A 25,083-nucleotide genomic window follows, 5' to 3' on the forward strand; every position below is an offset into this window, starting at 1 on the left:
GTGAGCAGAAAAATGAGAGGGTGAACTGCTGGACTCCGCAGCAGTTCACCCTGTGAGCCATTCATCAGGCTACTGAAGTCCTAACAGCTTCTTAGCGTTGGCGTGGTAGATCTTCTCAAGCACTGGTTCAGGCAAAAAGATGCCGTAGATGTTCCAGAAGCCCTGTCGGTGGTGGGATTCGGCCGTGTCGAAGTATTCGTCATCGGTCTCCATGAATCGATAGTAAAGCCGGTAGGCGTCGGCTTTGGGCGTTGTGTCAGTGCCGAACAGAATGCGATCCTGGTACTTGATGAAGAACCGGCGGCAACTGTACGGTTGTCGTCCAAGTTCTGAGATGCGAGCATCAATGTCGACGTAGAAGTTCGGGTACTTGTCCAGCCACTTACCCACAGCTTCTAGGTTTTCCGGGTTGTTGCCGAAGTGAGCTCCGATGAACGTCGTTTTCGGATGTCTGGCGATCGCTCGATTTCGTTGTTCGAGCAGTTCTTCGCGGGTCGGAAATTTGTCGCCATGAAATAACCAGTTGGGATGATCATTAAGTTCGTGCCAGCGTTCATTAAACCGATCCAGTGGGGTGAAAAACGCCGCCGGGTCGGATGTGTGAATCATCACCGGACGATTCATTTCGCCGCACAACGCCCAGATTGGATCCAGTCGAGCGTCGTCAATCCCCAACAGCTTGCCATCCTTGTCGCGGTATGAAAGCCCGAGCGACTTATGAAACTTCAGCCCCTTGGCGCCGGCCTGGAAGCTCTTGCGAAGTCGATTCGTTTCTCGTTCTGTCCAGCCTTCGGATTCGAAGTCGCTAAGATTGATTAAGGCGAATGTCAGGAAACGTCCTGGATGAGCTTCATCCAGTGCTGCCACGGTTTCTTTCAGTTTGTTATCCCAGCCACCGTCCAGGTTGACGACAGTTTTGACTCCCGCGTCGTCCATCTCTTTCAGGTAGCGTTTCACTCGCTCATCGGTCAGCGTTTTGGCTCCGCCACCAAGATGGTTGTGCACATCAATGACGGGAAACGCGGGCGTGTTCACGCGAGTGACCTTCGTTTTCATCATGGACTTTGGCTGCCAGTCTGCCAGTTTAAGCTGCCGGATATCTTCCTTCGCTTCCGGTTCTTCAACTTCTTTCCCAAAGACGATCGTGCCGTACTTTTTGTGCTCATGAAAGCTCGGCCCAACCCGCGCCCAATCCCAGGCCGTGACCTTGTCGTCGTCATAGTCGACGCGATAAAAGTTGGCTCGCCATTTCGTGCCTTCCTTGGGTGGCACATTCTGAAGCGGTTCGAGGACGGCGTAGGGAATGAATACTTCGGCACGCCAGCCAGTGACTTGCGACATCGATTTCTGCTGCCCGCCGGTCACTGAAACCTTCTTCTGAATCTTCTTGTCGCCTTCGTAGTGCCATGGTCGCCATCCCAGAAACTTTCCGTCCAGATTCGGAACCAAAATCGGCAATTCGAATCCGAGGGGCGAAATTTCGTACTCAAAATACATGGGGTGTTTTTCATTCGTCCAGAAAAAGCACTCGTAGACGTCTTCGTTCCACAGATCGAGGAAATCCTCCTTCATCGTCGCGGTGAGCGTCTTGTCTGTCCCGTCGAACAATACGTAAACGCCTTTGTCGGAGTAGAGCATCTTGATTCGAGCGGTGTAGTCGTGCTGGCCTTTGCCTCGCGTATTTAGAGGCGTCCAATCGACGGACTGCCACTGCTTAGCATCGCCTTGCCCATTCACGCCGAAGTCTTCGCACTTCTTGATAATTAGCTTCGGTGTTGATAGCTTGGCCTCGTCCGCGTCTACTGGCTGAGCGAGTGTCCACGAGAATATGAAAGCGGTAAGTGTCGCTGCTCTTAATAGACGATGGTGTCGCGAAAGGCTGAATTGCTGGACCATTCGTATCTCCGTTTGTTTGGATGTATGTTGCTGGTCGACAGGTGTTGTGTGCAAGAATTTGGACAGCGTTCGATTGTGCTGAATCAGGCAACGCATTGAAAGCAAGTCGCCTCGAACTTTAAAGACAGCGTCTACACGGTGCGATTCTGAAGGAATAAATTCGCTTGATTATCGCTGCCGCAAATCCTCTTACGCTGCCCGACTACATCGTGATCGCGTTGTACCTTGTCGGAACGATTGCCATGGGTGTGGTGATCGGATCGCGCATGAAGACAGGCAAGGATTTCTTCCTTGGTGGCCGGCGTCTTCCGTGGTGGGCGATTGGAATGTCGCTTGTCGCTACCGATATCGGTGGCACAGATATCATCGGCGTGGGAGGAGCAGCCTATAAGTACGGTTTGGCGGTCGCGAATTTCGAATGGATCGGCTGCGTCCCCGCGATGATCGTTGGCGCATTTGTGTTTATTCCCTTCTTCTATCGGGCGGGCGTTTATACCGTCCCTGAGTTTCTGGAACGGCGTTACAACGCTGGCGTTCGGTCAGTGATGGCAGTTTGCTGGCTGCTGTTTATGGCGTGCAATCTTGGGATTATGCTGCTGGCATCTGCAAAAATGATGTCGGCCGTTTTTGGTTGGAATGAAGTTGCGTGCATCATCGTCACCGCTGTGCTGGTGGGCGCGTACACGTTTGTTGGCGGTTTGGCGGCCGTCGTTTATACAGACATGATTCAATGCGTGGTGATGATTGTCGGATGCCTGTTGATCCTGGTTCTGGGGCTGGTTGAAGTTGGTGGCCCGAGTGAACTTCAGGACCGTCTAGCCGAAGCTGACGCTCGCGCAATTGCTGCTGAAGTTGCCGCCGATGAAGCTGCAGGCGCTCATGAAGTCCGGCCTCCACAGCCGGGTTCTTCCAGCACAGAACGCACGTCGCTTATTCTTCCGGTCGATACCGAATCGCCCTTTCCCTGGCCGGGAATTTATTTCGGACTGGCGTTGATTCTTAGCCCCGCGTACTGGATCGGAAACCAGGCGATCGTTCAGAGATCGCTGGGGGCACGCAGCGAATTCGAAGCGAAAGCGTCCTACGTTTGGGGTGCGTTGCTGAAGAATATCATTCCGCTGATTGTCGCCGTTCCCGGATTGATCGCGGTTGCGCTTTTGCCGGATTTGAAAGACGGAGACGCGGCGATTCCCAATCTTGTTGGTGTCTTGCTTCCGGTCGGTTTGCGAGGACTGTTTGTCGCCGCCTTTCTCGCGGCGCTGATGTCCAGTATTGATTCTTATCTGAACTCAGCGGCCACAATCGTTTCGAACGACTTTTACAAACGTTTTGTCGACCAGGACGTTTCCGAAGAGCGTCTACTGAAGGTCGGTCGCGTCACCACAGTTGCGCTCGTTGCATGGGCTGTCGCGTTTGCATTTTTGCTGACGGCGATGAGCGAAGAATCCAGTATTTATGCCATTTTCCAAACGCTGATGGCGTTCTTTCAGGGACCGGCATTCGCGATCCTGTTAATCGGGATTCTCTGGCGCCGAGCAACCGGCAATGCGGCATTGGCCGGACTTCTGTGTGGAATTGCGACGTCGGTTTCGTTGTACGCTTTGAACCAGCCTGCCGTTTACGAAGCACTTGGTTGGCAGCCATTGTTCAGAATCAAAGAGCCATTCCTGTATTTTTCAATCTGGGCGTTCGCGGTGACATCTGTAGTCCTCGTGGTGATAAGTTTGCTTAGCGGCCCTGTTCCGGAAGAAAAGCTGCAGTACGTCTTTGGTTGGCAGTCCCAGGCTAAGACTGCTGATCCACCGGCGACCGCTAGAGCAGAAAGTAAAAACTCATGACGCCTCTGCATCAGCTCGGAGAATTCCTGCGACAGGCCCTGCAGACGATCCCACTATCCGCCGCGAGAGTTCTGTTTGTGGGGACCTTGGTCGCACTTTTAATTTGGATACTCCGCTTACCACGATCTGCGACGACGTCACCAGAAGGGGCTGCACGCTGGGACGAAAATCTAAAGGTTGGCGCGTCGTTGGCGATTGTTATTCAAATTCTGATCTATGCCTGCTTGTGACACGCCACGCTTCCCTTCCGCCGGTGTAGTACTGCTGCTGCTGCTGCTGCTGCTGCACGACGTGGTTTGTTCCGCAACACGTGAATGACAACACTTGGGGCTCGAGGACGTTTTCCAAACTGTGCCGATTACTCCGGCCAACCGAGATTGGTCTCATCGTTTTGGCGCAGGTCATTCAGAGCGATCGATTGCATCGACGTAGAACCGTGGAACCTCGCCGCTAAGTGCGACTAAGTTCATCGCCAAGGGAAATTGGTGCGAGCGACTTTCCAGAAAGTGCATCAGATAGCCAGCGGTGTTTGGAAACACCACGAGATCGCCAACACCGATGCCATTCGGGAACTTCAGCTTTCTTAACGACAGCAGTTCTGATTCCGTACAGTACGCGCCAACCAGATACCCCTCGATTGATGTCTCCGGGTCTTCTGTTGAAGGTTCGCTGTTGCGCAGGACAATGGGGTCTACCAGAAAGTCGTCACTGGACGTTCGACATTGAGTTCGGTTCATCGCGAGTCCGATAAACCAGTCACCCGAATGATGTTGCTTGCAGAATTCCACTCTCGCGACGGTCATACCGCAGCCGTCGAGTATGCTGCGGCCGGGTTCACAGCGAAGCTCAAGATGTTGTTGTCGGATCGCTGCGGCAATGCTGAATTGATCGTCACACGGGGCGTCAAGGATTTTCGCAAACCAGTCTGCACGGGTGGGAGACTGGTAGAACGGATAGACATTCGGTTTTCCGCGAAGCTGCCCGTCGATGCTTTGCAATCCCAGCCCGTGGCGGCGAAAGGTAATCGGTTCGGTCTGTGGCTCACGCAGCGAGTGTTCCAGCTGTTCCCAGAAAGCGAGCCACTGCTGCTCGTCATCCAGATAGCTCATCGGAATCCCCCCGCCGATGTCCAGGAATTGCACTTCGTGGCCAAGCTGACGCAGCTTTGGGACCAGCCGCAGCGATTGCTGGATCGCAGAAATTCGCTGATTTGCGCAGTAACCATCCAGGTGGAAGTGCAGTCCGGTCACACGAGCGACGTCATCCAATGCGGCAGGCCAGCGTGAATTTATCAATGGAAGCACGTCGTCAAAATCAAAGCCGAAACGAGAAAACAGTTTTTGGCCGTCATGCCGGAAGCCACTAACCCGGATCGCCAACGATACGGCTGGGATGCTACATGCCTCGACCAGTTGGGCAACGGTAGCGAGTTCGTCGTCGTTGTCGATTGCAATGGTGACATTGTGTTGGATACACGCTGCCAGCAGCGACTGTGTCTTGATCGCGGCCGTACAAATGATGCTGTCGCCAGCAACTCCTCGCTCAACAACCTGGCGTAGTTCTTCTTCACTGGCTACATCGATTCCAGCGCCCGCCTCCGCAGCGGCATCCACAAACGTTAGGCACTTGTTCGCCTTCCGCGCAAAGAAAACTCGAAAGGGAACCTGACGTGCGTCAGCGACGGCGTTCAGTTCGTCGATGTTTCGAAGCATCGGTTCTGAATTCAGCAAGTTGATTGGCGAACCAAATTCACGGACCGCGGATTGAAGCCTTTGGTTGGCGCTGGAGGACACCGCTTCAATCATCCAGGGTTCGAGCCGAGCCGTCAGCGGTGCTGTTCCGCAGCAGTTGGAATGAAGCGTGTCAGGATTGAGTGTCGCGGAGTTCATATACGTGTGGACAGTGAAAGTGATAAGTTTGTGGGTTGTGAATTCATTCTGCGGTGACGGCAGTCCGGCAGCGTTCAGCCACCTTTGCCGCCCAGCGATCGATATTGTTGTGCAAGGTGCGGCTGAGGGTGTCGTTGCCCAGAATACAGCCTTCAGTTGGTCGCCCCAAAATGGCCAGGCCTTCGGTGTCGATCTGACCATCGTTGATCGGCTGCCCAGCGCGGTCGACTTCGATCCCAAGCGTGCCATGCAATCGACGGATGGTCTGCCTTCGCAGCAAATCGCCCAAGGGGCCGGTCTCATCAATCGATTGCGCAGACGGAATGACGGCATTTACGCAATGAGTGATCTCGGCGTCAAAGTCGTTAGTCCGCAGGTTAGGCAGTCGTGCGTTTGATAGTCCGGAATGGGCACTGACGAACTTCAGGTCGATGATACCGTGGTCGATCAGTGCCAGGACGCGTTGCAGATTTTCAGCTGGCGGCCCAAACGAGATCCGTTCGAGCTCACGAGCAATATGGTTGAACGGTTGCCACGCTTCAGCAGTGAGTCCACCGTGGCTAACCAATTCCACGATCGCGGGGTAGAGGTGCCGCCATGCTTCTCCCAATGCCCATGCAGCGTCGACCGATTTCCGGCCATAGGCCACATCTACCGAATGGCGAATTTGCCTCGTCGCGGTCTGAGGAGACATCTTTCCACTGCACCACTGCTTAAAGAACTGCTGGATGCGAGCCTGAGCACCGTCATCAGTACTACGCGTTCCCTCGGCCACCGCTAGTGCATGACCTGCAGCCTGAGTGATCGCAGGCCACAACTCTTGGCGTATAGCAGCAACACCTACTGGTCTCTGTATATTCGCAATGTTGGCCCGACCCGTTTCCCACACATGACTGAGATTCCTCGGAAGATTCATTTGCGACGCCAGTGGCTTCGCCAGCATTGGTCGGCCCGTACGTGAAAAAGGCAGGACCAATTTCGGCTCCTCGCCGCCGGGACGGTATCGCCATCGGTCGCCGACGTCTTCGAACAGACCGCCGCGCCCTTCTGTTAGCGAGAGCGCGGCATCAATCCATGAAAGCCCAAAGCCTCGCACTGCGACCACGGATCCGGCTGGAATGATCGACGGTCGAAGATGTTTTTCGGTGGGGAAGACGGGCACCATCTGAGGCCGCTCCACGCCGTCTAAGGCCGTTACAGCCGAACTCCGCCAGCCTTCGTGGCCAACTGTAACGAGAACCTCCTCGGCATCGAATACTTGTTGGTCTGATGCTGTGACTCGCCAAACACCACGCCTTTTTCGAATCTCTCTCGCGCGAGTGCGAATCACGTCTACGTCTGCCACCTGACGCATCCGGCGGAGCACTTTGCGGAAACAGTCGTGAAGGTATTCACCGACCACCGCCCTCGGTGCGAACGCCTGAGGCTGCGGGTCGGTCTGGTGCTTGTCGGCCAGCCAGCCGACAAGGCTTGAGTGGTCATCGCAGCAGGGACTTTCTGGATGCCACGCATTGATATATCCGGCTGCAAAATTCATTCGCAGATATTTAGGCTGACGTGGATTATAAACTGCCCCCGCGCCGCAAAATTCTGAGGGTTCAAGAATAGTCACACGATGCCGCACGGATCCGTGGTTCGTTTGCCGGTGGAGCTCAAAGCACAGACGTTCAAGGCAGTACAAACCCTTCGGGCCACAGCCAACGACGACGATGCGTCGACCGGCGTTGGTAGGAGTCTGAGGTGCGTCGGGAGATGTTGCCATCTGGACAGTCACGATAGCTCCATGAGTTCGCGGTCCGCTACGCGTGTTTGAAGCTCATCGAGACCGACGCCCAGTTCCGAATGCACCCAATCGTCGTTGAACACTGTGTCCAGGTATCGTGTCCCCGAGTCGTGCAGAATCGCAACGCACCGGCTGCCGGCCAGTTCGTCCTGCATCGAACGCACTGTTTCCAGAACGCCACCTGCGGAGCCGCCCACCAAAACGGCCTCGCGATCCGCCGCGCGGCGACATCCGACAACGCAGTCGAAGTCGGTTACTCGCCGGACGTCGTCGAACGTCTGGTTCTTTGCCAGTCTTGGCTCGCGTCCCGCTCCCAGGCCTGGAATCAGTCGGTCGCCCGCCTGCCCGCCAAACAGAACGCTGCCCTTTGCATCAACAGCGACGACTCTTGTGGCACGTCTTCGACCACGAAGGTAATCACGACAGCCACGAGCCGTTCCTGTGCTGCTGGTCGCGACAAACAGATAGTCAAAGTCGCCGTTCAATGCATTGTCGATTTCACGTATCGTGCCTTCGAAATGGGACTGAGGATTCTGTCGATTTGCATATTGGTTCGGCCAGTAGCTGTTTGGCGTCGACTTCAGCAACCGTGCCACCAAACGTAATCGTGCCGACAGAAAACTTCCGCCGACCGGGGCGTTCACTCGCCGAATCTTTGCGCCGAGAGCCTTCATGATCGCCACGTTTTGGGGCTGGGCGTGAGGGTCCACCACACAAATCAGCGGCAGGCCGTGGTAGCGACAGGCTTGCGCCAGACCGATCCCCATATTGCCCGACGACGACTCAATCACCGTTGTTCCCTCGCGGACTTCGTTTGCCGCGATGGCGTGATTCAGCATCTGCATCGCCGGACGGTCCTTCGCACTGCCACCGGGATTCAAGCACTCCAGCTTCGCATAAAGCTTAATCGAAGGATCGCTTAAGAAGCGACGGAATCGAACGAGTGGCGTCCTGCCGATTGCATTCAAAATTCCATCAGCGACAGCCGCTCCACTGCACAAAGGCTGACTCACCATTTCACATCGTCCTTTCTGCAGTCGCCGAAGCTTGACCGCGATCTTTGGAATAAATTTGTACCGCATAGTTTCCAATCGACAACGCAGCTGTTGCGGGGTATCCGTCTCGCGACGATGCTTTCGCAGCCACTTTATGAGTCTCGTGGCCAGCGAAGTCTTCGCTGTAGGATTTTCGGTCACTGTTGAATCTCAAAATCCAGTCGCCCGTCGACGGGAATCCTACTTCGTAGTTGTCTCGGGCCTGATCCGCGAAATTCACCACCACGACAACGTCGTCGCCGTCTCCACCATCCATCCAGCGATGGAAGGCGATTAACTTATCAGCGTTATTAACGTGGTGAACGTTGACGTGCTGGCCTGTGAGCCCGCGCGTCGTGCCTTGTGAATTTAGCCGGAGTGCAATCAGATCCCGATAAACATCTGCAATACCTTTGAAATCTTTCGCTCGGTCCCAATCCAGCGGATCGCCATCGTCGAACCAGCCGTCTTCAAGAAGCTCCTGCCCCTGCATAAGCATCGGGATTCCCGGAGCTGTCATGACCAGACCGGCGGCCAGGACAGAACGCTTTTGAGCGAAGCGGCTGTCTGCGTGTCCCGGTGTGATTTCTTCAGGCACGCGTGATTTGCCATTGGCAATTTCGTCATGCGATTCACTGTAGATGACTCGCTCGAAAGCATCGTGGTTGTAGCGAAACGTGATGGCGTTTCGCACAGTTTCCATGTTGCGATCAGAATCTTCGATTTGTTGTACGACGTCACGAATCGGATGAACGAAATTGGCATCCCATTGTGCAGAAAACCCTGCCCCGCCCTCGTCGATTTGGCGAGTCAGATAGCTATCACTTTGCAGGTCTTCAGCGACCAGCAGCTTGCCAGGAAACTTTGCCGCGACGTCACCGTTGATCCACTGCATCAGCGACCAGCCCTCAGGGATATCCGAAGGGGCAACGACGTCGACTTTGCGGATGTACGCGGTCATGTCGTATCGCAGTCCGTCCACGCGATATTCGTTAAGCCACATCATCGCGTTGTCATGGATGAATCGACGCACTTCATCCCGACCGTAGTCGGGGCGAGTATCACCCCACGGAGTGTTCGATCGATCGTCGTTATAGAAGTAGATGCCGCCCTTGCCGTTTTCACTCCAACCATCGAACTGCCAAAGATCCAGATCGCTGGGGCCGAAGTGGTTGTAGACGACATCCATGATGACAGCGATTCCCGCTGCGTGAGCCGCCTTGACGAATTCCTTAAACGCGCGCGGTCCACCGTAAGCCTGTTCGATCGCAAAGATGTGTGCTGGGTTATAGCCCCACGAAAAGTCTCCCGCGAACTCGGCGACCGGCATGATCTCCACCGCATTCACGCCGAGTTTTCTCAGGTGTGGAAGGCGCTCTATCGCGTCAGAAAACTGTCCAGGCACGTCGGGAGTCGATCGGTTAAAGGTTCCGACGTGCAATTCATAGATCACAAGCTCGTTATGATTCGCAATCTGAAAATCGTCCTGGTCCCAATCGAATTCAGGATCGTGAACAACCGCGTTTCCCACCGAGTTCGTCACTTCGCGAGCGTATGGATCGATTCGTTCAATGCGTTGCTCACCATTAGCGATGACAAACTTATATTCATCACCAACGCTCGCTTCCGATGACTCAGCATACCAGTAGCCGTTGCCTTCGGACTGCATCGGCAGATCGTTCTTCCAGTCATTGAAATCGCCGATCACGGCTACAGCGTCCGCGTGCGGTGCCCAGACTCGAAATGCCACACCTTTATCGAACAGAATCGCTCCCATACCTTCCACGCGCGACGTTGGTTCCAGCACTGCAGACATTTAAGTTATTCCAGAAGAAAGAGGATGATTAGCGAAGCGTGTCCTGGTCGCCCCGCGAGGGTCGACACCGCAAAGGCAAAAGCTGTGCCGGATTATTGTGGAGCGGCAGAATGGGCACTGCAGAGCCGAAATCTTCAGGATCTAGCGCAATGTCGACCGCCTGCTGCGAGCGTGACACTACGTTACTGACTAACGAAAACTGAAGGGCTGGAGGCCACTGTGGTCGGTCATCGACCAGGCGTCGGAACACATTCGTTGTCTGAGCGCTTGCTGGCTGTGCAGCGGTGAATCTCGAATGCCAGATTTCATGGGGCCAGTGTGAACGAGGGGCGGGGTCACGCGAGTTCTGCCGTGGTCAAATCCATCGGCGAACTGATTGAAAAAGGCCGCCGCTGCCATTCGACAGTGGCTCCGCAGGGCAGATTCTCTGAACGACGACACCGCTCTGAAACGAGCGCGCACCGATGTGGGTGAACGATGACGCCGATGCATAGGAAATCTGAGCGTTCAACACTGCCTGACGCTACGAATGTTCGGCCGCAAATTCGCCACAGGGACTGGCTGGCTCACACAGCTACGCTTCACTTCACAGGCGGCTCATCAGTGATCTCGCGCACGACGCGACACGGATTGCCCACGGCCACGACGCCATCCGGAATGTCTTTCGTCACCACGCTCCCGGCCCCAATGACGGTTTTCGATCCGATCGTTACGCCGGGCAGAATGATGGCTCCGCCGCCGACCCACACGTCGGAACCAATCGTGACCGGCTGACCGAATTCATGAGTTCGGCGTTGCTGTGCATTTAACGGATGCGTGGCGGTATAGATCTGCACGGCCGGGCCGAAGAAAGCAAAGTCGCCGATCGCTACCTTGCAAACATCAAGGACCACGCAGTTAAAGTTGAAGTAAACCTGTTCACCCAAAAAAATATTGCTGCCGTAGTCGCAGTAGAACGGTGGCTGTACACAGACGGAATCGCCGCCGCTGGCGAATAGCTCGGCCAGAATACGGCGTCGAACTTCCGACTGTGATTCACGGGTTGCATTCAGGTCCCAACAAAGATCACGCGCTTGCTCGCGTGCTTGGACTAACTCCGGATCTGATGCATTGTAGACCTCGCCTGCCAGCATCCGTTCACGCTCAGACGTCATCGCGCCGACGCCGTCTCGGACTTCCATGTGTAGTCGTTTTGCTTGTGGAATCCCTGGATTTCGATGGTGCCGTCAGGTCGGTATGTCATCAGTGAGTAGCCGTTATTGTCGACGCCGCTGCCTTCTACCATCGCGACCATTGTGCAGTAGTGAATGCCGCCGATGTCTTTTACCGCGTTCGAATGGCTGTGACCCTGGAAAACGGCTCGCACGTTGCCATTCGCTTCCAGAAGTTTTCGGATATCAGCACAGTTTCGCACGCCGTGATTGTTGCTGACGTCAAGTCTCTGATGAGCGAACACGATCACAGGCAGCTTGGTCGACTTAAGGTCGGCTTGCAGCCACTCCTGTTCTGCGGCCGGGATATTGGGGTCTGTCCATTTGAAGTTCTTTCGTTGATACGGTACGCCATCGCTGCGAAAACAGGCGTCCAGCACGACGAAGTGGACGCCCCCATGATCGAAGGAATAGTAAGACTTCTCTTGCTGCACCGTACCAAGAAATTCGCTTTTGGTGAGCGTGTCGACGCAATGATTGCCGAGCACATAATGTCGTTTGTCGCAGATCGCCGCGAACTTCTTATTGATTGTTTTTAGGTAGCGCTGTTCGGTTTCAACGGTGTCCGCCGCATCAATCAGGTCGCCCAGCTCGACCAGGAAGTCAGGCTTGTCGCGTTGAAATTGTTCCGCTGCTTTGTCCAGCTTGCTCAGCGTTTCGCGGTAATGGCGGTTTCCTGCCGGTGGCTTGTCTGCGTAGTGCAGGTCAGTGACGATTCCGACCTGCACTGTTGAATTCGGTGCCTGCGCGAATGACGGGCGGGACGATGCCGCCGCCGTTAGCATCAATGTTCCATTTTGCAGAAAAGTGCGTCGCCCGATTTGAAGTCTCATGTCGTGGTATTCCGTTCTTTGTGCAATTCAGTACAGCAATCTCGAAGTGTGCATTTAAATGGTTCTGCGAGCCCGCGTCCAGGCGGTTTTTCTTCAGTGACGGAAACTGAAGTCGCTGGTGCAGTCCACATGCGTTTCGATGTTCGATCAGTCGCGTTACACTAGCCGCGTGCAGAAATCCGGGAAGAGATCGCGGGGCCTGTGCTTTGAATTGAATGGTGGCGAAATTGAAGGGGAATTGTGATGCAGGTCTCAACCGTATTTTCTCAAGCAACCCCGGAAGCAAACCCCGTTGCTATTGACGATTCGACCCCGTTTCGAATTCTTGTCATGGGGGACTTCGGTGCCGACAAGGCGTGGGGAAAGCCTCGGCCGATTGATCGTGACAACTTCGACGAAGTCTTCTCGAAGCTGAATGTTAAAGTGGAGATCGCCGGAGACGCCAACCTTCCGCGGATGACGGTGCGACTTGAAGAGCCCGATGGTTTTCATCCGGACAGGTTGTACCAGCAGCTTGAGGTTTTTGAATCGCTGCGAGCCCGTCGACAGCGGCTGGAGAATGACGACACGTTTGCGGATGAAGCGGCCGCAATTCGACAGGCTGATCAATCCCGTTCCGAAGGAGAAAGACCCGCTGTAGCGCCAGCAGATGTTGCTTCGGCTGCAGTTGATCCGAGCGACATTCTGGACCAGGCGGTGCAACAGACATCGGCCGCTCAGTTGCCGATCGCGGAGCAGATTGCCAAAGGCAGTGTCAACGTTGATCAACTGGTGCGTCAGATTGTGGCTCCTTATGTTCTGGACAAGGCCGATCCTCGCAAGCCTGAATTCATTGCAGCAGTTGATAGCGCCATTTCTGAAGTGATGCGGCGCGTGCTGCATTCGCCCGAGTTCCAGCAGGTCGAAGCGGCGTGGCAGGGAGTTCGCATGCTGATTCGGCGTCTGGAAACAGATGCTTCGTTGCAGGTCAGCTTGCTCAACGTATCTCAACAAGATCTGGCGGAAGACCTCTGCGCAGATGACGACCTCACCCGTTCAAAGCTTTATCAACTACTGGTCGAAGAGACATCGGTACCCGGATCCGAACCGTGGGCGCTGGTCGTCGGCAGCTATACCTTCGATAACAGTCTGGCGGACACCGCATGTCTGGGCCGGGTGGCTCAGGTGCATGCCGCGACTCGATCGGTCTTTGTCGCCGGAGCCGAACCCAGGATTGTTGGTGCTAACGATCTCGCTGCAACGCCGCATCCCAACGACTGGGGCGAGGTTGATGCGGAGGCTCAGAAACGCTGGAACGAACTGCGGCAACACCCCGCTGCGGCTCATGTGGTGCTGACAATGCCGCGAGTGCTGGGGCGGCGACCTTATGGCGCAGAATCAGATCCGATTGACGAATTTCGTTTCGAAGAAATCCCGGACGGGACGGCTCACAATGCCTACCTGTGGGTGAACTCAGCGTTTGCAGTGGCAACGATGATAGGGCAAGGATTCAGCACCCACGGTTGGGCGTGCTGGCAGGCCTGGCAGCCCAGCTTTGACGGCCTGCCGATCTTTATCTACGAAGACGAAGACGGCGATTCTGTTGTGCAGCCATGTGGCGAAGTGGAATTGATTCTGTCGGCAGGCGAGGTGCTTTCGCAGGTCGGTATTACGGCCGTACATTCGGTGCGCGGGGACGGCGCGGTCCTGATTCCGGCCGTGAGATTGCTTTCGTCAGCCGACGATGCAGCGACTTTTTCGTGGCAATAAGCGACGGCCAGCCCCCGGACCGCGGACCACGCAAGCGATGATTAGCCATGCCTGCCGCCGGACTACGTCGACGACGTTTAGCGTATCAATACTTTCGGACATTTAGGGATTCCGTGGAAACAATTCAGACTGGACGACGGATCTGCGCCGACTTCTCGCACAGCAATATTGGCCCCATTAATGGCGAGTGAGAGCGTGATTTTGTTCAATGTAGATACTCAAGGAGTGTGCCCATCGCAAGCGGAAAGTCGGGCCATTCCCGGTTTGCTGGACTTCGCAAGGTTCGTCTCACGAAATCTGACCTGAATTATCAAAAACCCCGTTTCCTCGGGGAGCCTGACTGCTACGTCGTGATCTACTACAACTCAGAACCCTGATCTGCCTGCTTCCGCGAAAACTCAGTGAGCTGCATGAAATGTCGAACTGCCTGACTTCGTTTCAAAACCTGTCGCGTCTCGCCACTTTCACGTTCGGAATGATCGCTGCAATCGGTATTTCTTCTGCCGACGATGCGGTAAAGATGCCCCAGCAAGGCATTTGCGCTCACCGAGGTGCCAGCGACACTCACCCGGAGAACACGCTGGCAGCGTTCCGGGAAGCGATCATGCTGGGCGCTCAGATGATCGAATTCGACGTGGCACTGACCAAAGATCAACAGCTCGTCCTGATGCACGATTCCACCATCGATCGCACAACAGACGGCAAAGGCCGAGTGACCGATTTCACGCTCAGCGAACTTCAAAAGCTGGACGCGGGATCATGGAAGAATGCCAAATTCAAAGGCGAACGCATTCCAACGTTGCGGGCCGCTCTGGGCATGATGCCGGACAACATCTGGCTGAACGTGCATCTTAAAGGAGGCACAAAGCTGGCTGAAGATACCGCTCGAACGATCATAGCCGCCGAACGAACTCATCAGTGCTTTCTGGCTTGCAGTCGCGCCTCGGCTGCTGCCGCAAGGGCCGTGGATGACAGGATCTTGTTCTGCAACATGGACCGTCAGAGTAATTCGCAGCAGTACGTCGATGAAACGATCGCCGCACAGGCCAACTTCATTCAGCTCTTCGGCGGAAATTCTGTCGAGCCGAAACATACCGCACAGCTACGAGATGCGGGACTTCGCATCAACTATTGCTGCGCCAACGATGCAGCGAAGGTTGAAGCATTGTTTGAAGCTGGCGTCGAATTCCCCCTGGTGGACATGCTGGCAGAAATGCTGGTCGTCGCGGACAAACGAGGCATCGAACGGCTGACTCCCGTTTATCTGCCGCGTGCGGGAGCGGCTGATGAGAAAAAAGCCGCGCCGGTCTTCAAAGACGGCGAAGCTCAAATCGTGCCTGGCTTTGAAGATGACAAGCTGTGGATTCACCACGATCTGTGGGTGGAAACGGAATTCGATTCTGATGGCAACGGCAAACCCGATCGCATGCACGTTAGCGTCACTCGACAACGCCAAACGGATACTGAAGGCCTGAAGGTTCCGGCTGTCTATGTGTCGAGTCCCTATTTCTCCGGGACGGCGTCCGGCACTCGCAACTTTTTCTGGGATCCTCGTCAGGAACACAACCAGCCGCCACCCAAACACAGTGATCCGCCGAGCGTTAAGTTTCAGCATCGCCGAGTCGTGATTTCGAAGTCGCACTGGAAAGACTGGCTGCCGCGCGGGTTTGCAGTCGTGCATTCGGCGTCTCCTGGAACGGGCCTGTCGCAGGGCTGCCCGACCATTGGCGGCGACAACGAATCTCTGGCTCCCAAAGCCGTCGTCGAGTGGCTGAACGGTCGCGCCGCTGGATTTACGACACCAACTGGAAATCGAAAAGTCGAAGCGTTTTGGTGTACGGGCAACGTGGGGATGACGGGCACTTCTTACAACGGCACAATTCCGCTGGCCTGCGCGACCACGGGCGTTGATGGATTGAAGGCAATTATTCCAATCGCTCCAAACACATCGTACTACCACTACTACCGTTCGAATGGACTTGTGCGACATCCCGGCGGTTACATGGGAGAAGACATTGATGTGCTTTACAACTACGTCAACAGCGGTGACCCCGATCGTCGCGAATTCTGCAATTGCAACGTCCGCGATAAAGAAATGGCGGAAGGATTCGCTCGCGACACAGGTGACTACAACGACTTCTGGGCGGGCCGCGATTACCTGAACGATCTGAAGCCGATGAAAGCGGCTCTGCTGATGGCTCACGGGTTCAACGACTGGAACGTGATGCCCGAACACAGCGTGCGAATCTACAAAGCGGCTCAGGCTGCTGGACTTCCGGTGCAGTGCTATTTCCACCAGGCGGGTCACGGGGGCCAACCGCCAATGAAAATGATGAACCGGTGGTTTACTCGGTACTTGTACAATGTTGAAAATGGAGTTGAAAACGATCCCAAGGCGTGGATCGTGCGGGAAAACGAGGATCGTCAGAAGCCGACGTCTTACGCTGATTACCCCAACCCCGGCGCGAAGCTTGTCACGTTGAAACCTGGTAAAGGTGGCTCACAGAAAGGGACGCTTGCTCTGACTGAATCCGACGGTCAGGGCACTGAGAAAATCGTTGACAACTTTTCATTTAGCGGTTCAACCCTGGCCAAGGCTGACTGGACTCAGCACCGCCTGCTGTACGTCACCGACCCTCTGCCACAGCCTGTTCACATTTCCGGTTTCGCCAAATTCCGTACGCGATTGGCGTGCAACAAGCCGGCAGCTAACTTCTCTGTGTGGCTGGTATCTTTGCCCTGGAACGAAGGTTCGAAAGCGAAGATCTACGATAACATTATTACGCGAGGTTGGGCTGATCCGCAGAACTACAAGTCGCTGACCGACGGTGAGCCATTAGAACCGGGGAAATTCTACGACCTCGAATTCGAACTCCAACCGGACGACCACATTGTTCCAGCCGGACAGCAAATTGGTCTGATGATTTTTTCCTCCGACCGCGAGTTTACACTTTGGCCAAAACCGGGCACGGAACTCACAATCGACCTGGATGCGACATCGCTACGGCTGCCTGTCGTCGGCGGTGAGGCGCCCTTCTCCGCGGCTACCAAACCGTAAGGGGGCGCTTTGGTGTGTGGCCACAGAAAGGCTGTGGCCACGGCAAGACGCGCCTGTCGTTCGTTCGGCCCGTTACTTTGTATCTTGCCGTTGGCCCAACGTTGCAAGATGCTTACTCAGCACGCGACTCGTCGCTTCGCATTTTGCGGCGCCCGAACCTTTGCACTGCTGCAGGGCCATTAGTGTGCCGAGGTTCTCAACAGTGTCGATGTCGTACCACGGTTGCAGCAGGTTGACTGAGAGTTGGTGTCGGCGTGCGGCGCGCAGGGTGTCCAGTAGAGTTGTGGGAGCACTCCAGACGACGTCTGTGAATAATTCAGCAGCAGCGGCGGGGTCCTTCAACCCAATCAGCACGAAGCCACCGTCATTTGCCGGAGCGATCACTACGTCGCAGCCGTCCAGTTCTTGAAACGCACTTTCGATGATCGCATCAGGCATGTCCGGGCTGTCTGAACCGATCAGCACCGCTTTGTATCCGGGCTGCTGAATCGCTTCGCGAAAGAACCATTCGATCCGTCCGCCCAGTCCTGAATCCGGTTGGAACCAAAGCTGCGCGTTGTTTGGAAGTCGTTCTGAAAACCAGTCGCGGGTATTTGCGTCGTCCGGAGTGACCGCTGCAACGAAACTGTCTGCAAGGTCGCCGCAGCGCAGTAGCAGGTCCTCAACAAAGGCTGCGTACAGTTCAACGGCGGCGTGATCTCCGATTGTTGCGGCCAGTCGAGTCTTCGTTTTTCCCGGCGTGGGGTGCCGAGCAAACATGCCGAGGACGTTCATACCGGACTTCCGGAATCTGCCGCCGAATGGCGGCTTTGTCTTCGCTGGCGAGCTGCGATCATTCGCTCCAGCAACTCAACACTGACCATGCCGCGAAATCGCACGCGCCCGTCCATTTCGACCACGGGAATCGATGCGCCGTGTTGCAGTTGTAACTCCGCATTGTCTGAAATGTCGACCACTCGGACTTCAGGCAGAGCGTCGTCGTACTGGTCAAGAATTTCGATCGCTCGGTCGCACAGTTCGCAATTTGGCTTGGAGTAAACTGTGACGGAACGGAACACAACTTCAGAATCGCCGGGCAATCGGCCCGCACATCGGTGAGCCCACCAGGCGGCAACCAAAACGCTGATGCAGATCAGAAGGTGAAATGATCGCGAGCGATACCAGAACCCCGGCCATCGAATATAGATGGTTGTGCAGCGATCAACAAAAATCAGGCACGCCAAAACCGTGGCCAGGATCAGCAGTGTGGCGGCGGCGAACGCGTTGACTCGCTTGTTAAAGTCGCTGGCAGTCATGTCTCTCCGGGTGACAGGCATCGGGATTGAAACTCACAAGTTTTCCACAAATCGCAAAACGACATGTACGAGGCGTGTGTTTGCAACATATCCTATCGTCACTTTTGACTCGACCGTAGCGACCTAACTTGTGGCAAATGGCAGTTCAGCTCACACCTCAAAGCTTCCACCAGCTACTCGCCCGAAGCGGCCTGCTGCAGCCGGACTCGATTCGCAAACTGGCCGAACGGTTTCCCGCTGAGGCCGCTAATCCGGAAAAATTTGCCGGGTTGCTCATGACCAAACGGCTACTCACCAAGTGGCAGGCCGACAAGCTACTGCTCGGAAAGCATCGAGGCTTCTTTCTCGGACCGTACCAGCTGAAGTCGCACCTCGCGCGGGGCGGGATGAGCACTCTGTATGTGGCCGAACACACAGAAACGGGCGAAGTTCACGCGCTGAAAGTTCTTCCGCCATCACGAGCGGCCGAAGCATCGTACTTGCCTCGGTTTCTGCGTGAAGCGGAACTGGCCGCCAGGCTGCATCATCCTAATGTGATGCGGGTGTTTGACATTTTGTCGTTCACTGATGCCGGGCAGACTGTGCACTTTATGGTGATGGAGTTGCTGAATGGGCGTGACCTGTTTAACGACGTCTTTCAGCGAGGCCCATTGCCATTGATGGATGCTTGCGAGATCATTCGTCAGTCGGCAAACGGTTTGCAATACGCTCACGACGCGGGGCTGGTGCATCGTGATATAAAGCCTGGCAACCTGTTTATTACGGACGAAGGCACAGTCAAAATTGTGGACCTCGGGCTGGCCGCGATACTGGAAGGCCAGGCCGAAAGCCTGACTCGCGAATACGACGAACGAGTCCTCGGAACGGCCGACTACCTTGCACCGGAACAGGCCGTCGACAGTCACACGGTGGATGGCCGTGCCGACATCTACGCACTGGGTTGCGCGTTTTATTTCGCTCTGTCCGGACGGCCGCCGTTTGTCGACGGCAATTTGGCTCAGCGAATTTTGGCTCATCAAACCAAAGAACCTCAGGACATTGCTACGATTCGAGCTGACGTGCCGCCGGAAATTCAGCAGTTGCTGAAGTCAATGTTGAAGAAGAAGCGGACCGAGCGAATTCAAACATGTGCGGAGATCGCGGATCAGCTAACAGGTTGGCTTGACGCACACGGCGAAATCGCCCGCTATCAGCAGAAACCAGAACTTGTTGAACCCGGCGACTCTGCCGACAGTGAACCACGCAAACTCAAACGGCTTGCCCCGAAAAAGTCGGAAGCGGAAACGCCCACGGATTCCATTGTGGCCGCAGAGACCGCTACGACAGCGTCTTCGGGAACACAATCGAAATCGACCGCGCCGACAGAGCAGAATTCCAGCGTGTGGCAATCTGAAGGAGTGCAGTATTCCGAAGCCTTCGAATGCTTCCTGGAACGCCTCGACAATGAAAGCGGCGTTGCCAGCGTTATGGACGAGAACTTCCGCCGCGGACAGCGTCGTGCTATGAGTCATTTGCAGGAAGACGTCGCGTCGATGGATGTGGTCACTGTTTCTTCAGACGAGCATTCAGCGACCGCTGTGGACAATTCGAAAGCAAAGAATCGCACCGCCACGCCAGCTGGCGGACTCAAGTTTGCCAGCATCGTCCTCGTTCTGTTGGCGGTAGGGATTTCAGTCATTGCCCTGACGGTTGGCCGGCCGTGGGCAGAGCAGTCCTTGCGATTTATGAAGCAAGTCTGGCGGTCAGCTGTGGGCTCATGATTCGGTAATGCCTTAGCGAATGCCGAACTCCCTTCGTACCATCGCGGCTGCGACGGACGCAAGTTGCCGCGTGATGTTGGCGACGGCGCATCTTTTTTGACGTGGTGCGTTTTGTGAACTAAGCTTGAAAACCCTCTAATAGCTCCCGGATTGGTCTCAGGCAGAATGTTGAACCGCCGTACCGTCCCAGTCTTATGTTATCTAAAAACTACCGGAACCCGAGCCCGCAAACGCTGCGCATCAGCGTTTGGGAGCGTGGTCGCGCCGTTGCCATTTGCCTGCTGATCGCCGTTTGCACATGTGCGTCTGCAGTCAATGCTTACGCTGGCGGTATGGTCAGCGTCAGCGATGGTGAGCAGACCTACCTCGGCAAAGTCGTGGCGTTGAACAAGCAAACGTGCTCACTGATGGATCGGCAGGGGCAGTTGGTTCATCTGGATGTGCCCAGCCTGAAGTCGTTCGAAAAAATCTCGGCTCGGTATCAACCGCTGGCGGCCAGTCAATTACGCCACGAACTGCGGCAAGAATTCTCGGACGGTTACGAAGTTTCCGGCACGACTCATTATCTTGTCTGCGGTCCGGTCGGGCGTTCGGCTCGCTATGCGGAATTGTTCGAAGAGATCTATCGCGATGTAGAGCAATTCTATCGTGTCCGCGGGTTTAACGTCGTTGCACCAGAAGTCCCCCTGATTGCCGTCGTGTTCCAAACTCAGAAAGAGTTCATCGAGTATTGCATTCGCGATCAGGTGGCGCCTTCGCCCGGCTTGATGGGCTACTACTCATTGAAGACGAACCGAGTCGCGTTGTTCGACGATGCTCGACTGCTGTCAGGCGAAGTTCAGCTCCCAAACGAACTGCTAACGCACGACGGTTTGGTTTCGGCTTCGGCTGGGATTTCGAGTACGACTGCCAACACCGTGATTCACGAGACGACTCATCAGGTCGGCTATAATATCGGCATCCATTCGCGATTGGCGGAAACACCGATCTGGCTTGTTGAAGGCCTGGCAACGGTGCTGGAACCGGCCGGCATGCGAAATAGTTCGGGCCGCAAATTGCTGTCGCAACGCATTAACGAAGAACGTGTCAATTGGTTCACGAAACAGCATCGTCCGAAGCGGTCGATGGGCAACCTGGCAAAAATCGTTGCGTCCGATCAGTTCTTCTATCGGTACACGTTGAACGGCTACAGCGAAGCATGGGCGTTCACGTTTTTCCTGCTTGAGAACCCATCTCGCCGTAAAGATCTGGTGACGTACCTGCAGATCATCGGCGCGCGAGATCCCATGGTGGCGTATCCCGCGAAGCAACGGTTGCAGGACTTCCAGAAGGCCTTTGGTGACATCAGTCGGCTGGAAGTCGAATTCATCCGCTATATGGACCGGATGTAAATCTACGCGGCGAATTCGACGGCCCTGCCTCGCCGAGATTCCAGTTCGCCGAAAATCAGCAGGCCACGCACCACCGCCAGTGACGGATTTTCGACAACAGACACCGACTGGATTCGACTGGCCGTGTCCTGTTCGACAAGTCGTTCCGTCATGGCGTTGGCAAATCCGCCAATCTGAGTTGGTCCACCCGCGCAGATGACAGCGAGCGGCGACGTTCCGATGGCTTTTTCGACGGATTCCGAGGCAACGAATTGGCGAATTGTCCGGGCAACGCGGCTGAGAATCACGCCATAAAGTCGTGACAGAGTGCGCTCACGCTCACCCGTTGAATTTCTTAAATGCACCGATCGATCGTGCTTCCATTCGCGAACCGCTGCCAGGTCCAGGTAACAGTTGCCTGTATCGTCCCAGACTTTCATCTGCAGTTGTTTTGCCATTTCGATGTCGACCCAGTTTGAGCCGACATCCAGCGTTTCCGCAATGATCTCACTGCCGTACCGAAACAAACTGACCTCGGTAATGTCTGTCCCCATGCAGACGGCGACACCGGTGAAGTTGTTGACGCTGCCGCATGCCAGCATCGTGGCTTCGGTCGGCGAACAGAACATCGGTGCGAAACCATGCATGCGAATCAATCGACTTAGGAACTCCACATTCCGTGGGTCATTTCTGACGCCTGACGTCGTGAAGCAACACTGTGAGTCGCGGCCACTGTGCGTGGGAAGCATGGACTGAGTGAGAATGTTCAGAATCTGCCGCGCAGGCGCATCGGTAGTCGGCACGTGCCCATCTGCGAACAGCGGCGCGCAGGGTTTGCGACTTAGCCAACGAACCTGATCAGCCTTGTTCCCGAAGACGACGTAGCTGTCTTCACATTTGGCGTACGATATTCCGAGTCGGCCGATGGCGTCCCGAAACGAGTCCAGCATGGGCAAGACAGCGTACTCAGAACGTTCGCTCAGAAACGTCACCGCTTTAGGATCTGTCGGATTGCGGAACGCCGATCGGATTGCGTAACCGCCGTAGTCAATTGCCGTCATCATGAATCTGTCTGCTCCTCAAGAAAGTTCAAAGCCCGATCCAGCCGACTGTCGTCAGGCCGACTGGCACGCGGCGCGGAGGATTGTGTGGAGGGGCCAGGCCCCGTTTGTGAGCCCGACGCCGAAGACTTAGTTGCCGATGAATTGGCCGCGACCGTTTGCCGCTTGCTTCCTCCGGTCTTGCGTGAAGACGCAAAGTTGGGCGGCGCAACCGGTGCGTGAGCGGCGTCGATTCGCAGGCGCTGTGGACCGGAGGGCTTTCCGAACAGGGCGACTTTCAGCGGCAGGTTGGCTTGCTGTAGTTCGAGTGGCAGCTTGTTCTGGATGAGGTCTTCCAGGTCCTGCCAGCTTTCCTGTGACTCAGGCTTGCCGGTTTCGTCCAGCCCGATCGACAGGATCGAAGCGTCTTCATCGACGTTGGTGGCTTGTGCCGTTGCGTGTTCTTGCGGCCATGCCGCCGGTGAGCTGTCAGCTGTCACTGGCACTTGTGTTTGGACTTCGGAGTTTTGTCGCTTCGCGATGTCTTCTGCATGCCGTCGCTCGTTTTCCATTTCTTGATTCGTCTTCAGCCAGCCGACACCAATCAGGACCATGGCAAACAGCAGCCCGGCAATAAACGTCAGATTCCAGATCGGAGAACTCGCGGCCTGCGCCTGTTGCCCTCGGTTGGCTTGTTGCTCTGGTTGCAGACGACCAGGTTCTGCGTGGTCAGTTCGCTGCATTGACGCCGCGTGAACGTAAGTTTCGGCGTTGTTTGAGCCTGCTGAATACTGATGCGAAGTGCGGTTGCTGGCCAGGTCGCCGTCGCTGGCATCCGTGATTGACAGATCAAAGTTGGGGCTGCCGGTTTCTGTCGTTGTTTGTACTTCTGCAGTTTGCAACTGCATTTGAGCAGTCGGTTCTTCGTATTCGATCGGCGGCAAAGCAGCAGGCAAGGTTGAATCGTCACTGGCCTGGCTGATGGGCAGCATAGCGGGCGGCGTGGTTGATGCCTGAGCCCGACTGTCTGCGATAACCGTTGGGCTATGTGAATAAGGTTCGCCAGCGGAGTCTGATCCGGCTAGTGCGGCATTCAGGTCGATCACGTCGCCGTGTTGGATCTGTTGCGAGCCTTCCAGGCGAATCGTACGCGCCGTTCCAGCGGCCGATCGGGTGACAGGAGCTGCCAGGCCAGGCGGAAGCTGCAGAAGGTCTGCCAGCGCGGCCAGAGACAGGCCGTCATTCAGTGGCAGCAAGGATGGGACTTCCCCCAACAGAACCAAAGCGTTGGGACGGGTGGTTGCATTTTCCGTTTGAGTTCGAAACACAACTACATCGCCCGAATGCAGCAACGCTCCTTTACCCTTCATGCTGGGGTACACCTGATCGGCCGCAACGGATCGTGCTGGCTGGCCGCGCAGAACAATGGCGTAACCCGGTTGACCACCGAATCCTGCTGACTGCAGCAGGTCCAGCGCATGGACGCGATCTGTCGGTTTGAATTCGTATGTCTGCGGTTGAGCGACATCGCCGACGACACTGAAACGCTGGACTGGCGGAGGCGCCATCGTTGCGAATTGCGCGGCGGCATGGGGGCTGAGTATCGTGCTAATCGCCAGTGCGACGAAGAACGTGGGACGAATCACGGTCTTTATTTTCACGTGGGAAAGAAGCCGATCCATGGCACCCATTCCTGAAGTCAGTCAGTGAACTGCAATATTCCGAACATGTCCCACCGCACGATAGCTGAACTGACACTGGACTGATGATCGCCCATGATTGGCTGCTACAAAGCGGTAGGACATAGTGGTTTTAGCGGAATCTGCGCGACGCAAAACGGACGTTCCGTGTCGGCAAGATTACGCTCATCTTACTCAATCGGCAGATTAACCGTTCAGAATCATTCTTTCCGTAACAGCAGAATGGTCACCGCATTTTGCCCAGTCGAATGGCCATGTGTTTGCGGCGTGTGCAACGGAAAGACTTGAGTCGAATACCTGGAATTCCTCAGTTATCGCATTGGGATTTTGAGTGAAGCCGGTCAATCGTTCCATCCGATACACCTTCACACGGAGAAGTTGAAAACGCTTTCCGCCGACCGTGCTGCCTCACTTCGCATCAGTGAGTTGCGGTGCAGTGGCCGGAAGCACCACATAGGCATTGGAAGGGAAAACTAATGCGACAACGACTACGCCTGTTCATCGGGGAGGATGAACTGAGCGACACTGGATTCGGCACGCCGGAAGTCTCAATGGAGCTGTCCGAATTTACAAAAGTTCTGTCAGACGCAATTGTCTGGGACCGCTCCTGGCTGGCGGATCTTGCCGATGAACGCGTGAAGGTTTCGGCCGATCTCTACGAAGTGCTGATGGCGTACTCGCAAATGCGACCAAGTGCGTAATCAATGTAAGGCGGACAACTCAAATTGATCCGTCCTTGCGACTTGAATCGAAACTGACCAAAATCTCCCGCCACTTCAGCGGGAGATTTTTTTGCGCCGTGTCGCCTTGG

At 55.5% G+C, this 25,083-nt stretch carries 18 protein-coding genes and 1 pseudogene; 8 read left to right on the top strand and 11 right to left on the bottom strand.

Translation table 11 applies throughout. From position 1 onward, the window contains the following. Window positions 1-69 precede the first annotated feature (69 nt). A complete protein-coding gene (locus tag Fuma_RS31105) occupies window positions 70-1,896 on the bottom strand; it encodes a carbohydrate-binding family 9-like protein (RefSeq protein WP_077028667.1) in 1,827 nt (608 codons plus the stop codon). Between the two features lie 164 nt (window positions 1,897-2,060). Between Fuma_RS31105 and Fuma_RS31110 the strand changes: the two genes are divergently transcribed. Together Fuma_RS31110 and Fuma_RS31115 are read left to right on the top strand one after the other, a co-directional pair. Then, window positions 2,061-3,734: a sodium:solute symporter family transporter gene (locus Fuma_RS31110; protein ID WP_169929137.1), complete on the top strand. Its 1,674-nt coding sequence runs from the start codon at window positions 2,061-2,063 to the stop codon at window positions 3,732-3,734. Beyond that, entirely contained in the window at window positions 3,731-3,964 is a 234-nt protein-coding gene (locus tag Fuma_RS31115; protein ID WP_077027548.1) for a hypothetical protein, read from the top strand. Before Fuma_RS31110 ends, Fuma_RS31115 begins: the two co-directional genes overlap by 4 nt. A gap of 171 nt (window positions 3,965-4,135) precedes the next feature. On the opposite strand, the gene Fuma_RS31120 is transcribed toward Fuma_RS31115, so the two are convergent. From Fuma_RS31120 to Fuma_RS31150, 6 genes are all read right to left on the bottom strand, one after another. Beyond that, the gene (locus Fuma_RS31120; protein WP_229360786.1) at window positions 4,136-5,446 is read right to left on the bottom strand and encodes a Y4yA family PLP-dependent enzyme; all 1,311 of its coding nucleotides are present in this window, start codon (window positions 5,444-5,446) and stop codon (window positions 4,136-4,138) included. A 220-nt stretch (window positions 5,447-5,666) separates the two neighbouring features. Then, the gene (locus tag Fuma_RS31125; protein ID WP_077027549.1) at window positions 5,667-7,385 is read right to left on the bottom strand and encodes an FAD/NAD(P)-binding protein; all 1,719 of its coding nucleotides are present in this window, start codon (window positions 7,383-7,385) and stop codon (window positions 5,667-5,669) included. Window positions 7,386-7,393: 8 nt separating this feature from the next. After that, window positions 7,394-8,422 (bottom strand): 2,3-diaminopropionate biosynthesis protein SbnA, encoded by a 1,029-nt coding sequence (gene sbnA, locus Fuma_RS31130; protein ID WP_077028670.1) that lies wholly within the window; start codon window positions 8,420-8,422, stop codon window positions 7,394-7,396. A 1-nt stretch (window position 8,423) separates the two neighbouring features. Then, window positions 8,424-10,256: an alpha-amylase family glycosyl hydrolase gene (locus Fuma_RS31135; protein ID WP_218922338.1), complete on the bottom strand. Its 1,833-nt coding sequence runs from the start codon at window positions 10,254-10,256 to the stop codon at window positions 8,424-8,426. Window positions 10,257-10,837: 581 nt separating this feature from the next. Next, window positions 10,838-11,410 carry a sugar O-acetyltransferase gene (locus Fuma_RS31145; protein WP_077028672.1) on the bottom strand — a complete coding sequence of 191 codons (573 nt, stop codon included), beginning with the start codon at window positions 11,408-11,410 and terminating at the stop codon, window positions 10,838-10,840. Next, window positions 11,407-12,300 carry a metallophosphoesterase family protein gene (locus Fuma_RS31150; protein ID WP_077027551.1) on the bottom strand — a complete coding sequence of 298 codons (894 nt, stop codon included), beginning with the start codon at window positions 12,298-12,300 and terminating at the stop codon, window positions 11,407-11,409. The genes Fuma_RS31145 and Fuma_RS31150 overlap by 4 nt, the downstream gene beginning before the upstream one ends. 243 nt (window positions 12,301-12,543) lie before the next feature. Between Fuma_RS31150 and Fuma_RS31155 the strand changes: the two genes are divergently transcribed. The 3 genes and pseudogenes from Fuma_RS31155 (at window position 12,544) to Fuma_RS31165 (ending at window position 17,107) form a co-directional block, all read left to right on the top strand. Continuing rightward, the gene (locus tag Fuma_RS31155) at window positions 12,544-14,049 is read left to right on the top strand and encodes a type VI secretion system contractile sheath domain-containing protein (RefSeq protein ID WP_077027552.1); all 1,506 of its coding nucleotides are present in this window, start codon (window positions 12,544-12,546) and stop codon (window positions 14,047-14,049) included. A 520-nt stretch (window positions 14,050-14,569) separates the two neighbouring features. Beyond that, window positions 14,570-14,893 (top strand): annotated as a pseudogene (locus Fuma_RS36690) (glycerophosphodiester phosphodiesterase); the annotation flags it as partial. 405 nt (window positions 14,894-15,298) lie between these two features. Next, a complete protein-coding gene (locus Fuma_RS31165; protein WP_349680201.1) occupies window positions 15,299-17,107 on the top strand; it encodes a Xaa-Pro dipeptidyl-peptidase in 1,809 nt (602 codons plus the stop codon). 72 nt (window positions 17,108-17,179) lie between these two features. Here the strand turns inward: Fuma_RS31165 and Fuma_RS31170 are convergent, their stop codons facing one another. Together Fuma_RS31170 and Fuma_RS31175 are read right to left on the bottom strand one after the other, a co-directional pair. Then, window positions 17,180-17,881 carry a TIGR04282 family arsenosugar biosynthesis glycosyltransferase gene (locus tag Fuma_RS31170; RefSeq protein WP_077027553.1) on the bottom strand — a complete coding sequence of 234 codons (702 nt, stop codon included), beginning with the start codon at window positions 17,879-17,881 and terminating at the stop codon, window positions 17,180-17,182. Continuing rightward, window positions 17,878-18,423 carry a glutaredoxin family protein gene (locus Fuma_RS31175; RefSeq protein WP_083732457.1) on the bottom strand — a complete coding sequence of 182 codons (546 nt, stop codon included), beginning with the start codon at window positions 18,421-18,423 and terminating at the stop codon, window positions 17,878-17,880. The genes Fuma_RS31170 and Fuma_RS31175 overlap by 4 nt, the downstream gene beginning before the upstream one ends. Window positions 18,424-18,539: 116 nt before the next feature. On the opposite strand from Fuma_RS31175, the gene Fuma_RS31180 reads away from it, so the two are divergent. Both Fuma_RS31180 and Fuma_RS31185 read left to right on the top strand, forming a co-directional pair. Continuing rightward, complete coding sequence (locus tag Fuma_RS31180) at window positions 18,540-20,162, top strand: serine/threonine-protein kinase (RefSeq protein ID WP_077027555.1); 1,623 nt, start codon at window positions 18,540-18,542, stop codon at window positions 20,160-20,162. A gap of 194 nt (window positions 20,163-20,356) precedes the next feature. Then, on the top strand, window positions 20,357-21,553 hold the full coding sequence (locus Fuma_RS31185) for a DUF1570 domain-containing protein (protein WP_077027556.1): 1,197 nt from the start codon (window positions 20,357-20,359) through the stop codon (window positions 21,551-21,553). A 2-nt stretch (window positions 21,554-21,555) separates the two neighbouring features. Here the strand turns inward: Fuma_RS31185 and Fuma_RS31190 are convergent, their stop codons facing one another. Then, window positions 21,556-22,596, bottom strand: coding sequence for a cell division protein FtsA (locus Fuma_RS31190; protein WP_145944478.1), 1,041 nt, complete (start codon window positions 22,594-22,596; stop codon window positions 21,556-21,558). Further along, window positions 22,593-24,254, bottom strand: coding sequence for a hypothetical protein (locus Fuma_RS31195; protein WP_145944479.1), 1,662 nt, complete (start codon window positions 24,252-24,254; stop codon window positions 22,593-22,595). The genes Fuma_RS31190 and Fuma_RS31195 overlap by 4 nt, the downstream gene beginning before the upstream one ends. 494 nt (window positions 24,255-24,748) lie before the next feature. Here Fuma_RS31195 and Fuma_RS31200 point away from each other — a divergent pair, with 494 nt between their 5' ends. Then, on the top strand, window positions 24,749-24,973 hold the full coding sequence (locus tag Fuma_RS31200) for a hypothetical protein (RefSeq protein WP_077027559.1): 225 nt from the start codon (window positions 24,749-24,751) through the stop codon (window positions 24,971-24,973). Window positions 24,974-25,083 lie beyond the last annotated feature (110 nt).

This window comes from Fuerstiella marisgermanici, from assembly GCF_001983935.1.
GTDB lineage: Bacteria > Planctomycetota > Planctomycetia > Planctomycetales > Planctomycetaceae > Fuerstiella > Fuerstiella marisgermanici.